This is a genomic window from Pseudoalteromonas haloplanktis ATCC 14393, from assembly GCF_000238355.1.
GTDB classification, from domain to species: domain Bacteria; phylum Pseudomonadota; class Gammaproteobacteria; order Enterobacterales; family Alteromonadaceae; genus Pseudoalteromonas; species Pseudoalteromonas haloplanktis.
In genome coordinates this window covers 169,185-183,769 of record NZ_AHCA01000003.1, presented here as the reverse complement: position 1 = coordinate 183,769, position 14,585 = coordinate 169,185, and the positions used below count along the sequence as shown (strand labels likewise).

Here is a 14,585-nt window from a genome sequence, read left to right as displayed (position 1 = left end):
ACTTAAACGCACAGTAAATACTGTGCGCTTCCCCTTAAGTTAAACTGGTGACCCTTGCTCGCGGGCCTTTTTCGGCCACAGGTGGTGCGACTTGCTTTGCTTTTATTTGTGCGTCGATGACATTTTTAGCGGCTATTAGTAACCCTAAACCTAAAAATGCGCCCGGTGGTAAAATCGCGAGTAAAAATTGGTTATCAAAACTAAATACTTCAATTCGTAACACTGATGCCCATGGGCCTAGTAGTAAATCGGCGCCATCAAATAAGGTGCCTTGACCTATTAGTTCGCGCATTGCGCCAAGTATAACAAGTACCACCATAAAGCCTGAGCCCATCATTAAGCCGTCAAACGCTGATAAATGAACAGGGTTTTTAGAGGCATAAGCTTCGGCGCGGCCGATAATGGCACAGTTAGTTACTATCAGCGGAATAAAAATCCCCAGTGATTGATATAAGCCAAATGTATAGGCATTCATTAGTAGTTGTACTATGGTTACGAAGCCTGCGATAAACATTACAAACACAGGTATGCGAATGTCTTTTGGTACGAAGTTTCGCACTGCAGAAATAGTCACGTTTGAGCCCACTAATACCAGTAATGTTGCAAGGCCAAGTCCCATTGCGTTGGTAACCGTTGAGGTGACAGCTAACAGCGGACACAAACCAAGTAATTGTACGAGGGCAGGGTTGTTTTTCCACATCCCTTCGTTAAATAACTCTTTTAATTGGCTCATGATTCACCTACTTGGCATGCATTACTTGCATTAAATACCGCATCGAAATTATTTTTTGAGAATAGCACAGCTTGTTTTACTGAACCAACCACAGCACGTGGCGTAATAGTAGCGCCAGTGAATTGATCAAAACTGCCGCCATCTTTTTTAACGGCCCAGCGTTGATCGTCTTCACTGTGTAGTGTTTGACCTTTAAATGAGGTGATCCACAACGATTTTTTTATTTCCACTTTGTCACCAAGTCCTGGCGTTTCTTCGTGTTTAGTAACACGCACACCGGCCACATCTGCGTTTGCAAATACCGCAGTTAATAACTCGATATCACCACTGTAACCTTTTGGCGTGACGTGGCGTATAACCAAAGCGACAGGCTGGCCATCTTTTCGCGCCCGATAAATTGTTTGTGGCTGATCACCGATTAACGGATCATCGATGATGGCGCAATCTTGATAAAGGGTATTATCGTAAAAATGAGGGTCCAACACATCTTGCAATTGTAGCGACAGCTGTTTGCGCTCTTGCTCTGCAATGTTATCTGCAGTGAGAGTATGAATGACTCCCACTGCGCCGGTAGTGATCAGTGCAAACAGGGCTAAAATACCGCCGTTTTTGGTCATTGATGAAATGATCATTTGTTTACCCCATGGCCATAAGTACGTGGTTGGGTGTAGTAGTCAATTAGTGGCACAGCCATGTTAAGCAACAATACCGCAAAGGCCATTGCATCTGGGTAGCCGCCAAATGTACGAATTAAATACACTAATAAGCCAATTAATGCGCCGTAAATTAATCGGCCGCGGTTAGTCGTGGCTGCAGAAACAGGATCAGTCGCTATAAAGAATGCCCCAAGCATAGTGGCGCCGCTAAACAAGTGAAATACAACGCCAGGTTCAGTCCCCGGTGCTGCGATATAACCCACAGCGCTACATACAGCAATGGATGCAATGACGCCAACTGGGATATGCCAGTTTATAACTTTTGCTTTAATCAGGTATAAGCCGCCGATTAAAAAGCCAAGATTAACCCAGCCCCAACCTTGGCCTAACCAACTATTAAAAATAGCGGCTTGCATACTCTCAGTGATAGTTAAACCATGGGCGATATCTGTTTTAATGGTATCTAGCGGCGTTGCCATTGTTATGCCATCTACACCGACTCTTAGTTGATCAACACTAAAGCCTGCGCTGGTAAAACCATTAAAAATAACGCTTAGTTGCTGATTAAAGCTAATAGAATTAGCGAGAAGATCATTGACCGGCATCCAAGTCGTCATTTGTACTGGGAATGAAATTAGCAACAATACATACGCAGCCATTGCAGGGTTAAATAAGTTAAAGCCAAGTCCACCATAGAGCTGTTTAACAATTACAATGGCAAAAAAGCTACCAATCACAATAATCCACCATGGTGCCAACGGTGGAATGCTCAGTGCTAACAATACGGCTGTAAGCCAAGCGCTACCATCACTTAGTGTAGGCCACACTGGGCGCTTGCGAATACGCATGATAACAGCTTCACTAATACTGGCTGTGAGCAAGGCTAAAATCAGCTGAATTAATACGCCCGTTCCAAAAAAATACAGTTGCGCGATAAGTCCAGGAATACAGGCTAAGATCACTGTTTGCATCAATTTGCTCAGTGATTTATGGCTGTGACTATGCGGCGAGCTGGCCATCGTAAGCTTCATTACTTATCACTTCCTTCTTGTTGTAGTTTCTTGGCTTTTGCTCGGGCAATTGCAGCAGCGACTGCGGCCTTTTTCTTATCTTGCGCTGTTTGCTCTGGTTGAGCTTCAGTGCCTGGCTCTTGGTTTTTAGTTGTAGGTGTAGTTTCATCTACAGCATTGTCTTTTTCTACGCTAGATACTTGTTCGGCTTTTGCTGCTTTTTTAGCTTTAGCACGCGCAATGGCCGCTGCTATGGCGGCTTTTTTATCGTCAGCAGGCGCAGCTGTTTCGCTTTGGGTTTGGTCAGCCTCTAGTGAATCAGCTTGTTCGGCTTTTGCTGCTTTTTTGGCTTTAGCACGCGCAATGGCCGCTGCCACGGCAGCTTTTTTATCGTCAGCAGGCGCAGCTGTTTCGCTTTGTGTTTGGTCAGCCTCTAGTGAATCAGCTTGTTCGGCTTTTGCTGCTTTTTTGGCTTTAGCACGCGCAATGGCCGCTGCCACGGCAGCTTTTTTATCGTCAGCTGGCGCAGCTGTTTCGCTTTGTGTTTGGTCAGCCTCTAGTGAATCAGCTTGTTCGGCTTTTGCTGCTTTTTTGGCTTTAGCACGCGCAATGGCCGCTGCCACGGCGGCTTTTTTATCGTCAGCTGGCGCAGCTGTTTCGCTTTGTGTTTGGTCAGCCTCTAGTGAATCAGCTTGTTCGGCTTTTGCTGCTTTTTTGGCTTTAGCACGCGCAATGGCCGCTGCTACGGCGGCTTTTTTATCATCAGCTGGCGCAGCTGTTTCGCTGTCCGTAGTAGAGGAGGCTGCCTTTTTAGCTTTAGCACGCGCAATGGCTGCCGCTACGGCGGCTTTTTTATCATCGGCAGGGGCTGCTTTATCACCGTCAGTGGTCGATGCTGCCGCTTTTTGCTCTTTATACTTACGAGCTTGCTCCTTGCGCGCTGCACGTTCTAAAGCAACGTCACTATTATCAGGCTCTAAGTCCGCACCTTGATTTTGTTTTTTTGCTTTAGCGCGAGCTATTGCTGTTGCAACGGCAGATTTATCGTCGTCCTTTGCTGGCTTACTTTTAACTCGGGCGAGTGCATCGGCAATTTTTTGCTTTTCGTCCGCTGACTTTTCAGTGGCAGGTTTGCGTTTGTGACGGTTTTGCCGTGCTTCTTGTTCACGCTCAAGACGCTGCTTTCTAAGTTCAAAGCGTTCTTTTGCACGCTCAGCTTTAACTTGTTCAGCTTGTTGCTCTTTTATTTCAACTTTAGCAACACGGTAGTATTGTACGAGTGGAATTTCGCTAGGGCACACATAGGCACAAGCGCCGCACTCGATACAATCAAATAGATTATGTTCTTTTAGCTTGTCATATTCTTTTGACTTAGCAAACCATTGCAGCTGTTGCGGTAATAATGAAGCGGGGCAGGCGTCTGCACAGGCGCTACAGCGAATACAGGCTTTTTCAGGGCCGGGCTCTGCAAGTTCCTCATGATCTGGGGCTAAAATACAGTTTGTGGTTTTTACTACACCAATGCGCACAGTAGGTAAGGTAAAGCCCATCATAGGCCCGCCCATCACAACACGCTGTTGTGGCACGGGTGAAAACCCTTGGCAGTCAAGTAAATGCTTTATTTCAGTCCCTAATAAGGCCCACACATTGCCAGGGTTATGAATTGTATTGCCTGTTACCGTAATAACACGTTCAATCAGTGGTTTACCCTCGAACACCGCTTGATTAACCGCAAATAAAGTACCAACGTTTTGCACGAGTACACCAATATCAGCAGGAATACCGCCACTGGGCACTTCTTTATTGGTAAGTAATTGTATTAATTGCTTTTCACCGCCTGACGGGTAAACCGTTGGGACGGTTTGAATAATTATCTTATCGTTATGGGCCGCTGCTGTCTGCATGGCTGCGATGGCTTCTGGTTTATTGTCTTCTATACCAACAATTGTAAGCGTTGGTGTAAGAAGTTGTTGCATGATTTCGATACCAGCAATGATGCCGCTGGCATACTCTCTCATTAGCATATCGTCAGCAGTAATGTAGGGCTCGCATTCGACCGCATTAACAATAAAATACTCAATAGCTTTACGGCTATCAGCTTTGATATAAGTCGGAAATCCTGCGCCGCCCATGCCTGCAATACCACGATCATGAATAATATCGATTAACTGCTCGTGCGAAAGCAAGCTTGGTGTTGGCACGGGGTTTAATGTACACCAGCGGTCTTGACCGTCTGGTTCAATAATTATGCTTAATTCAGGTAGTGCGGACGGATGCGCTGAAGGCATTTGGCAAATATCAGTGATCACACCAGACGTTGGGGCATGAATTGGCACTGACCAATTAGCTACAGGTTTTGTTAGCGCTTGGCCTTTTAATACTTGCTGACCTTTGTCGACGATTAATTTACCATTGGCACCAATGTGTTGCTTTAAAGGTACAACGAGCTTGTCAGGTAAAGGTAAGCGGGTTATGGCTTGGCCTGTGGAAATCGTTTTTTGTCCAGGTGGATGTATACCTCCTGGAAATGGCCACACTTTACCTTGTTTTATTTGTGCAATTAGCTTTTCCATGTGTGCCCCTTAATCAATTTGTGTAACTGGGATTGCATCAAGTTGCCATTTCCACGTTTGTTTTGTGGTTTTCACTGGCAACATGTCAATACAATCAACAGGACAAGGTTCAACACATAGATCACAGCCTGTACATTCATCAATCAATACCGTATGCATTTGGCGTGTGGCACCCACAATGGCATCTACAGGGCAGGCTTGAATGCATTTAGTACAACCAATGCATTCGTCTTCTCGAATATAAGCGACCGTTTTAACTGGCTCTGCTTGTTCACCACCGGCTAGTGGCTTTGCTTCTACGCCCATTAAATCGGCTAATTTTTTTACAGTCGCATCGCCCCCAGGCGGGCATTTATTTATTTCGTCGCCGTTGGCAATCGCCTCAGCATAAGGACGACAACCAGGGTAACCACATTGACCACATTGGGTTTGCGGTAAAATAGTATCGATTTGTTCGACAATAGGATTACTTTGCACACGAAAACGTACCGCGGCAAATCCTAAGATCAAACCAAAAATAAGTGCCAGCGAACCCAGCGCAATCAAGGCATAAAACAAGGTCATGTTAAAACTTCACTAATCCTGTAAAACCCATAAAGGCCATCGACATTAAGCCTGCGGTGATCATCGCAATGGATGCACCTTTAAATGGGGTAGGTACATCTGCTGCGTTTAAGCGCTCACGAAGTGCTGCAAATAAAACAAGTACCATAGAAAAACCAACGGCAGCGCCAAAGCCAAAGACCGCTGATTGTAAAAATGTATGATCTTCTTTGATATTTAACAGTGCAACACCTAATACCGCACAGTTTGTGGTGATCAAAGGTAAAAATATACCCAACAGGCGATAAAGTGTCGGACTGGTTTTTCTAACCACCATTTCGGTAAATTGCACGACCACCGCAATGACTAAAATAAAGCTAAGGGTGCGCAAGTAGGTAATATCAAGTGGGATCAAAATATATTGATGAACGAGATAGCTTGTTACAGAGGCAAGCGTTAACACGAATGTGGTTGCTAAGGACATACCAATTGCGGTGTCTAGTTTACCAGACACTCCCATAAATGGGCATAGACCTAAAAATTGTACTAACACAAAGTTATTAACCAGTACCGTGCCGATCAACAGCAAGACATATTCTGTCATGTTCGCCTCAAGCTATAATAAACGTCGTCATTATCCTTTTTTATTGTCGGTTTAACAACACGTAGCGGGCAAATAAACCGCTCATTTAGTAATGATAGTTAATTGCATTAAAAATTTCCTGATTGCTAAATAAACATTTACGGTTTATTAACTAAAATACCTGCAATAGGACAATGGGTAGAGACAAAAGGAATAGTTTTACCGTGCAGAGTTACACTAAGGCTTGGAGTATAAAGGTGCGCAAACGCACCTTTACATGGATTAAATATCTTTGGGTTTTTCGATGTAATAACCCTGAACACCATCTAAACAAAGGGTTTCTATTATATGTTTTTCTTCTTGGCTTTCAACGCCTTCAGCAAACACACTGACACCAATGCGGTGCGCCAGATCCACCATTAAACGCATAAAGTATTGATTGTTTTTATCTTCTTCAAGGCCGCGAGTATAACTTGCGTCCATCTTGATAAAATCAGGTTTTAAATCACGGAAGAACTTAAATGAGGTTAAGCCCACACCAAAGCGTTCAACAGTAATACGCGCACCAACACGATGAATCATATCAATAAAGCGTTTACTGGCTTTGATGTTCTGTTGTAAGCCAAATTCACTGACTTCAAAGACCAGTTTTGAGGCTATATTGGTATCTTTTAATAAGCGGCGTTCTAACCAAATCACAAACTGATCGTTATGCGCGCTTGAAGCGGTCACATTTAAGCCAAAGAATTTTTCAGAAAAGTTACGGCTTTTAATTTTTTCAAGAGACGAGTCAATAATCAATCGATCAATTTCCATTGCCATATCAAGTTTTTCAGCCATTGCCAAAAATGATGCTGTAGGCAACACTTGATTCTCAGCCGTTTTAAAACGTACCTGAATTTCTGCGTAAGCTTTAATGCTTTTACCAATAGGCATAATGTTTTGCATCACTAAATGCACACGTTCAGACTCAATAACTTCATTGATCACTTTACGCCAATTTTGATTACCAAACCCAGCGCTGACATTATTTACTAAATCTGTTTCACGTTGTACATGCCATGCATTAGCTTGTTTGGATTGTGCCATACTCATGGCATTGTCTACGATTGAAAGTAGTTCACCTAATGGCTTACCTTTTTCGTAGCCTACAATACCTGTATTTGCTACTGAGCTTAACTCTTGATTTTGTTGATACTGCGTAAAGCGGGATTGCAGGTTATCACCAAAGCGCTCAGCTTCTTTGAGTGGCGTGTTGGGCAGCACAATAGCAAAGTCTGAACTATTTAAACGAAAAACCTTACTGCCAGTATAGGTGCCACTAATATGCTTAATGATGTCAGCAACTGCTTTGACATATTCATCACCTTTTTGATAGCCGCGGGTTTGGTTTATTGCTTGTAATTCACTACAACGAACCATCGCAAGTGATCCAAAGGTACTTTTTTCACTGCTTTCTATGTGTTTTTCATAATATTCGACAAACATATTACGATTGCCAAGCTCAGTCACCACATCTTTATAGGCTTCTTGTTTGATAGTGTGAGCCGCATTTTGAATATCATCATGTTTACTTTGTAAAAAGTGCGAAAGTCGATTAAAGCTGGGTATTAAATCAACCCCCAATTGTTTTATTTTGCTGTTATTAATTGCAGTATCAAGGCCGCTATTGAGTTGATTTTGATTGATATACACATCAATAACATCAGCTACAGTCATACTGATATTGCGATTTAATTTGCGGAACATGGTTTTCATGAAAACAATGGGAATAATTGCCATTAAGCCTGACACTAAAATCACAATAAATAACCCTTGCTGTAGTAACAGTCCGAGGTTGTTGGCATTTATCATGAATTCAACTTTAATATCTGATGCTTGGTTTACAGCGAATTGCGGTCGAATTGAGTTAAAACTGCTTTCTACTAATTGTGCAATAGCAGGTAAAGGAGTAGGGGATTGAATATTTACGACTTCTTTACCTTGCTGATCACGCAAAATAAATGAGGAAAAAGTATTGCCATCAGCAAGAACTTGCTGAAGTTTCTCAGGGGAAATATCCGCAATAGAATGTTTATTAATATAGTTATTAACGACTAACTGTGCTTTGTGTTGAGCATTACTTGCTGCATTGTCAAACGCCGCAGCCACAAAGTAACCACCAATACTCGCAAACAACAGCCAAGATATTAACTGAATAAATATGAGTTTTTTAAAACCAGCCATGTCTTATTCTTTTAGTAGATCAAAGGGAAAGGAATCAAATCCTTGATTAATCAAAATATTTTTATACAGGTTAATTGTATATTCAGAATAAATGTTTTGACATTAGTAGAGTAGTGGAATTGTTTAGGAAAGTCTAATGGATTCTTTAAGTTGGCTCCCCCTCCCCGACTCGAACGGGGGACCTGCGGATTAACAGTCCGTCGCTCTAACCAACTGAGCTAAGGGGGAACTACAATAACTTAATTTTCTATGATTTGGCTCCCCCTCCCCGACTCGAACGGGGGACCTGCGGATTAACAGTCCGTCGCTCTAACCAACTGAGCTAAGGGGGAACAATATCATATACATAAACTTGGCTCCCCCTCCCCGACTCGAACGGGGGACCTGCGGATTAACAGTCCGTCGCTCTAACCAACTGAGCTAAGGGGGAATCGTTTATGGCTGAAAAGATTGGCTCCCCCTCCCCGACTCGAACGGGGGACCTGCGGATTAACAGTCCGTCGCTCTAACCAACTGAGCTAAGGGGGAAGCGTATGTGCCTTTCAACGGGGCGAAATATTAATGACCGCGCTGCAAAGTGTCAACACATAAAACCTTATAAACAAAAAAAAGCAGTCTGTTCGATGTTTTTATGTTCGATCTGGCTGTTTTGTGGCTTTTTTTGTCCTTATTTTACAGTATTAGATCGACCAATTTTATAGAATTGCTAATTCCCAAGACTAATAAACAATCAATTTGACCACGATGAAAATTATATAAAGTGATCATTTATCTACTTTAGTATGAATAAATTTATGAAATGCACTTTTTTAGCGCAACTGAGTACAGTCGCCAACTTAGCCAGATTCAATTTAGCAATTCATTAACCCAGTCCTTTATTGAAAAAAAATTATCTGGAGATCTCACTCTTTATATTATTAGCATAGTGATGAAATAAATCGCAAAAAACATTTTCTTTGTTGTTTGTTATCATTGAGTTAGTTGTATGTTTAGAGCGTATATTGATATTTAATTAATCCCGATAGCACATTGCTACAGCAGTTAAGTATGTTTTCTGAGCTGTTGTAACTAACAGATCTAAATGATAACTAGGGAATAGATAAGAATAGATGGGAAAACGCGGGATAAATAAGGGTTTAAGCGCTGTTTTATAAAAATAAAGCGCGAAAAGACAAACCGCGAATTAATGATAAATAAAAGTACGAAACCGTGATAAAAACGGCGTTCATTGATAAATTAAAAGCTAAGCTCAGCTTTCACAACTTTTCCTAATAAACCGAGTGTTTTTAGAATGTAATGAGATTCGGTTTCACCACCTTCAATTGCAAAGCTCAAGTCTTTACGAGTAGGGTGATCAAACAACAAATGAAGCTTAGAATTTGTAAGCTTTAACTTGGCTGCAAAATAACCACCATTCATTGGGTTTAAAAACCCATAAATCGAATCAGCATCAATAGTTTTATTGCTAGTATCTATAGAAACTAATGCACCTGCTGGAATAAGCGTGTGTGACTCTTCACTTAGTTGAACTTGTAACTTATCAGTATGATTTTCGTCACTCAGCTGGCTCTGATTATGGGCCACAGGCGTTGGTTTTAAAGAGTCTAACGCACGATCAATTGCATTTGGTGAAGCTTTAGAATCATCCAGGCGTTTTAATAAAACATTGATAAATGGCTCATCAACTAAAGCTGAAAACTCCACTAAATAATCGAAAGGGGGATCGCGACTATCCTCATATTTTGATTGAGTGTTTCTATGCACGCCAGTTCGTTCGGCTACTGTTCCGATATCTAAGAACTTACGTTCTCTTAACGTTTTTAAGTACTCATTGAATGCAGGCATTAACTTTATCAATAGTTATGATCGTGGACATTACAGTATTTAATCACACAAGCGAGTGCATACAAAATAAAAATTGAAAATCAGCTTTTCTTCAAAGTGCGATCTCTTCGCACTTCAAAGCGCGAAGCGCGATCCAGCCAAGCAAAAAACTAAAAAATTAATTTCACATATAAATCAATACCTTAATTGCAATGCACTTAAATGTGTGCAAATAACTCTTGTATGCACAACTTTGTGTGTATATATTTGTGTGCATGAATACAAAAAACACACGAAGGGGTGCATAAAATGGAACATGCAAATCGTCCAGGTTGGACGGTAACAGAAATAAAGGCAGCCTTAGAAGTTGAGGGTTGGTCTTGTCGTCAACTTTCATTTAGTCGTGGCTATACATCAAACGCTGTGCAAACCGCTTTACATCGGCCTTACCCCGTAGTTGAAAAAATAATTGCCGAAGTAATTGGCGTCAGTGCCTTTGAAATATGGCCTGAACGCTATGGAGTTGATGGTAAACCAAATCGTAAAGCAGGCCGCCGTAAATTAATGAGGGTTGAATAATGGAACTATTAACAGCTCACCAAATAGCTGCATTCTTGTTAGTAAGTAAGCGCAGTATTCAATTAAAAGCTAAGGCTGAGGCATGGCCCTATACAGAAGTAAAAGGCCGAGGTGGAAAAGTTCGCAAGTATGCACTTGTTGAACTTCCTGCACATATTTGTGTGCAAGTGCAACAAGCAATGATTCAAGCTAATCAATCGCCAGCAGCTCAAAGTGGTAAAGGATACCTTGCTGTGAACGAACAAAGTGATCGTTTAAACCAACAACTAACAACAGAACTTAAGCATCAAAACTTAAAGCAACTCGCAGGGCTTGAGAATATTCCACCCAAAGCAAGTGCGAAAATCTATTTATTAAACGCAGCAAAAGAGTTTGTAAGTGCGAACAGTCTACCTAAAGTTTTAGGGTTTGATCTATTTAGTGAGCGCTATAACCAAGGCTTGTTAGATATACCAGCAGAGCACAAAAGCTTAATCCCATCCGTTTCGCGTATTACCTTATTGCGCTGGCAAAAAACGGTAGATCAAAAAGGCGTAGCAGGGCTGGCAGTTAAAGCAAAACGCTCAGGTAAATCAATTATCGACTCTGATCCAGAGCTTAGCGATTTTTGCATCGCTATGATTTACCAATACCCACACGTAAAAGCCACGCAAGTAAAAGAGGGGCTAATAGCTCGCTTTTACAGCCAGGGTAAAGCTATCCCAGCAGAGACCACAATCCGTGAATGGCTAACACGTTGGAAGCGCGACAACAGCGCGCTCTACACAAAAATGGCAAACCCAGATGCTTGGAAAAATAAGTATATGAGCGCGATGGGTAAAATGGACGAAAATATTAAACGTATTAATCAGTTATGGGAGTTCGATTCAACCCCGTCTGACGTAATGCTCGTTGATGGCCGTCACTCGCTAATCGGCATTATCGACGTATTTACACGCCGTTCTAAAGTTGTGATCCACCCAACTAGCGACAGCACCGGTATTTGTTTAGTTATCCGTAAAGCCATACTTGATTGGGGTATCCCTGAAATTGCTCGTACTGATAACGGCAAAGACTACACATCAATTCAAATTACTAGTGTGTTTGATGCACTCGACATAAAGCACGAAACAACACGGCCATTTAGCGGTGAAGAAAAGCCATATATCGAGCGCTTTTTCAAAACGTTTTCGCATGATTTAACTGAGCTACTAACAGGCTATATAGGGCATAACGTTTCAGAACGTCAAGCAATCGAAGCGCGCAAAACATTTGCACAACGCTTATTAGCAAAGCAAGGCGGCGATAAATCAGCAATCGAAATCAACATGACAGCCCAGCAGCTGCAAGCGTTTGTAGATAACTGGATAGACAACCGTTACCACCACAAGCCACACAGCAACATAGGCAACAAAACACCTTTTGACTTATTCGCAGCAAGTCGCGACCAAATCAAAGTGATCAAAGACGAGCGCTTACTCGATGTAATGCTGCAACCAGTGCCATCAAACAGAGGCTTACGTATTGTTGGTAAAGAAGGCATCAAGCTAAGCGGCGGGTTCTATATTGCGCCAGAACTTGGCGCAATCGTAGGTGATGAAGTGCTATGTAAATGGGACCCTAAAAACGTGGGCCGTATTTACGTATTTAATCGCATGAATAACGAGTTTATTTGTGTCGCGGTAGATCACGAAATTCAATCAGCAGGTATGACCCGTCAAGACGTTGCGCACCATGCAAAACGTAGCCAAGCAGCAGAAACATCACGCAAGATGAAAGAGCTTAAAAAGACAGCTAAATCAGTGAATGTATCAGATATAGCAAACGAAGTAATCAGCCATTACAGCGCGCAAAACAAAGCCCTTGCAACGTTACCAAAACAAAGTGTTGAACATACCAATGTAATTACTCAATCAGCAATTAAAGCACTTGATAGCAAGCCTGTCACAACCTACAGCGACGAGCAGCTAAGCGAATTTGAAAAACGTCGTAAGCAGTTAAGTGATGAAACTGCGGCGGTAAATATCAACCCAGTCCCGTTATTTAATAACCCACAAGACAAGGCCATGTACCACAAAAAGCAGCGCTTAAATAACCAATTAAGTGATGTAGATGCGCTTTGGCTGAATACGTGGGAGCAGCAAAACCGTGGCTTATCAGCACGACTAGATGACCTATTAACAGAAATGAACGCAGCACCAGCTGCACTAACTCAATTGCATAAACAGTAAAGGAATAAACCATGAAAACTAAAATAGCGATCGTAAGTAACGTAGTAGCCACTCAAATGATGGTTGAAGCACTAACCCAGCGCGCGCATGGCGTGCCAGGCATCGGCTTAATTTACGGTGATCCAGGTCTAGGTAAAACTACCGCAACGGCATGGTTGGTAAACCGCTGCGACGGTATCTATATCCGTGCTACATCAGGCATGAGTTTAACCCAGTTACTGCGCCAAATAGTTAAAGAGTTAAGCGGTCCTGATATTTATACCCGTGAAGCCATGCTTAATTACATCATTGAACACATGGCTATCTCTAATCGCACTTTATTTATTGATGAAGCCGACTACCTATTAAACGACAAAAACACCCTAGAAATCGTGCGAGATATACACGACCTAACGTATTGCCCAGTAGTATTAATTGGCATGGAATCAGTACGCCGTAAATTACAGCGTCATCGTCAATTCTATAACCGTATTTCAGAATGGTTAGAGTTCAAGCCAACCCAGTTTGAAGACTTACAAATCATCGTTAATGCAGTAATCGAGCCTGTTTTAACTATTCAAGATGATTTACTCAAACAGCTACTTAGTGATACTGACGGCGAAGTACGCCGCATCATCACTGGCCTATCAAAAATAGAGGCATTCGCACTTGCTAACGGCTTAACAAGTATCGACCTGCAACAGTGGGGCTCAAAAGAATTTTTCCTTAAAAAAGCGTAGGGGAAAACCAGTGAGCCGCCAAAAATTACAAGACGCATGGCAAGCAATGAGAATCCTAAAGCGATTCTCATTGCAGCAAGTGCGCGATGCAGTACAGCACACCACATTAGACAGTCTAAAAGCCTTTGCAAAGCGCTTGGTCGCAGCAAATGCAATTGCTGAACATGTTGATCACGAGGACGTTAGCTACAGCATTTTAAATTCCAGTTACAACCCGTTTGAACAGCCAGTAAACAGTGGTGTAACCAATAAAAACTCAGGGAGACAACGCATGTGGCAATCAATGCGCATCCTAAATGAGTTTGATGCAGGACAAGTGGCAAGTACCGCCAATGTTTCGCTGTCATCAGCTCGTTCATATATCTCAATACTTAAAAAAGTAGGGTACATATTTGTTGTAAAAAATGCCCCGCGCTCAGGTTCCTTAATAGAGCGAGCAGGGGAGACAACTATTTACCGCATGCTTAAAAATACCGGGCCTAAACGGCCAATTCCCAAAACTAAAGGAGTGTTTGATGCCAATACAAACAAGCTTGTTAAGTTCAAAGAAGTAAAGCGCCAAACAGTGCAAATAGCTCCCGTTACCTTAGGAGAGGCGCATGACTACAACTAACTGGTTGCAAGTACTTGCTGATGAAACAAAAGCGCAAGGGATGCGTCTCGTAGCCCAAAAACTAGGGGTGAGTAAAGCAACTGTAAGCCAAGTAATAAACGGTAAATACAAGGCAAACACCAAAGTCATTCAGCAACGTGTCGAAGGTGTTTTTATGGCAAGCACTGTTGATTGCCCAATCCTTGATGTGATCCCAATTAACGTATGCCTAGAGCATCAGGCTAAAAAATTTGCAGCAACTAATCATGTACGCGTTGCACTTTATAGGGCGTGTCGTAATGGCTGCCCCCACTCAAAAATTTGTGAGAGTAAATAA

General features: G+C 42.2%; 13 protein-coding genes and 4 tRNA genes. 5 read left to right on the top strand and 12 right to left on the bottom strand.

The window, feature by feature from the left end; genetic code table 11:
• Positions 1-34: 34 nt before the first annotated feature.
• The 12 genes from PHAL_RS0107815 to PHAL_RS0107760 all read right to left on the bottom strand — a co-directional run bounded on the left by PHAL_RS0107815 (position 35) and on the right by PHAL_RS0107760 (position 10,169).
• Complete coding sequence (locus PHAL_RS0107815) at positions 35-733, bottom strand: electron transport complex subunit E (protein WP_016707860.1); 699 nt, start codon at positions 731-733, stop codon at positions 35-37.
• On the bottom strand, positions 730-1,365 hold the full coding sequence (gene rsxG / locus PHAL_RS0107810) for an electron transport complex subunit RsxG (RefSeq protein WP_016707859.1): 636 nt from the start codon (positions 1,363-1,365) through the stop codon (positions 730-732). Before rsxG ends, PHAL_RS0107815 begins: the two co-directional genes overlap by 4 nt.
• Entirely contained in the window at positions 1,362-2,420 is a 1,059-nt protein-coding gene (gene rsxD / locus PHAL_RS0107805; protein WP_016707858.1) for an electron transport complex subunit RsxD, read from the bottom strand. The genes rsxG and rsxD overlap by 4 nt, the downstream gene beginning before the upstream one ends.
• Positions 2,420-4,972, bottom strand: a complete 2,553-nt coding sequence (gene rsxC, locus PHAL_RS0107800; RefSeq protein ID WP_016707857.1) for an electron transport complex subunit RsxC — start codon at positions 4,970-4,972, stop codon at positions 2,420-2,422. The genes rsxD and rsxC overlap by 1 nt, the downstream gene beginning before the upstream one ends.
• Before the next feature lie 9 nt (positions 4,973-4,981).
• The gene (gene rsxB, locus PHAL_RS0107795; RefSeq protein ID WP_016707856.1) at positions 4,982-5,536 is read right to left on the bottom strand and encodes an electron transport complex subunit RsxB; all 555 of its coding nucleotides are present in this window, start codon (positions 5,534-5,536) and stop codon (positions 4,982-4,984) included.
• Position 5,537: 1 nt separating this feature from the next.
• Complete coding sequence (gene rsxA, locus PHAL_RS0107790; RefSeq protein WP_016707855.1) at positions 5,538-6,119, bottom strand: electron transport complex subunit RsxA; 582 nt, start codon at positions 6,117-6,119, stop codon at positions 5,538-5,540.
• 261 nt (positions 6,120-6,380) lie between these two features.
• Positions 6,381-8,324, bottom strand: coding sequence for an EAL domain-containing protein (locus PHAL_RS0107785; protein WP_016707854.1), 1,944 nt, complete (start codon positions 8,322-8,324; stop codon positions 6,381-6,383).
• Positions 8,325-8,475: 151 nt separating this feature from the next.
• Positions 8,476-8,552, bottom strand: a tRNA-Asn gene (locus tag PHAL_RS0107780).
• 27 nt (positions 8,553-8,579) lie between these two features.
• Positions 8,580-8,656: transfer RNA gene (locus PHAL_RS0107775), tRNA-Asn, on the bottom strand.
• A 21-nt stretch (positions 8,657-8,677) separates the two neighbouring features.
• A tRNA-Asn gene (locus PHAL_RS0107770) sits at positions 8,678-8,754 on the bottom strand.
• A gap of 21 nt (positions 8,755-8,775) precedes the next feature.
• Positions 8,776-8,852: transfer RNA gene (locus PHAL_RS0107765), tRNA-Asn, on the bottom strand.
• A 708-nt stretch (positions 8,853-9,560) separates the two neighbouring features.
• Positions 9,561-10,169, bottom strand: a complete 609-nt coding sequence (locus PHAL_RS0107760) for a helix-turn-helix domain-containing protein (protein ID WP_016707853.1) — start codon at positions 10,167-10,169, stop codon at positions 9,561-9,563.
• 288 nt (positions 10,170-10,457) lie between these two features.
• Between PHAL_RS0107760 and PHAL_RS0107755 the strand changes: the two genes are divergently transcribed.
• From PHAL_RS0107755 to PHAL_RS0107735, 5 genes are read left to right on the top strand one after another with little or no spacing between them, the layout of a single operon-like run.
• Positions 10,458-10,727, top strand: a complete 270-nt coding sequence (locus PHAL_RS0107755; RefSeq protein WP_016707852.1) for a helix-turn-helix domain-containing protein — start codon at positions 10,458-10,460, stop codon at positions 10,725-10,727.
• A complete protein-coding gene (locus tag PHAL_RS0107750; RefSeq protein ID WP_016707851.1) occupies positions 10,727-12,937 on the top strand; it encodes a Mu transposase C-terminal domain-containing protein in 2,211 nt (736 codons plus the stop codon). The genes PHAL_RS0107755 and PHAL_RS0107750 overlap by 1 nt, the downstream gene beginning before the upstream one ends.
• An 11-nt stretch (positions 12,938-12,948) precedes the next feature.
• A complete protein-coding gene (locus PHAL_RS0107745; protein ID WP_016707850.1) occupies positions 12,949-13,656 on the top strand; it encodes an AAA family ATPase in 708 nt (235 codons plus the stop codon).
• Positions 13,657-13,666: 10 nt separating this feature from the next.
• Entirely contained in the window at positions 13,667-14,269 is a 603-nt protein-coding gene (locus tag PHAL_RS0107740) for a hypothetical protein (RefSeq protein WP_016707849.1), read from the top strand.
• Positions 14,256-14,585, top strand: coding sequence for a helix-turn-helix domain-containing protein (locus tag PHAL_RS0107735; RefSeq protein WP_016707848.1), 330 nt, complete (start codon positions 14,256-14,258; stop codon positions 14,583-14,585). Before PHAL_RS0107740 ends, PHAL_RS0107735 begins: the two co-directional genes overlap by 14 nt.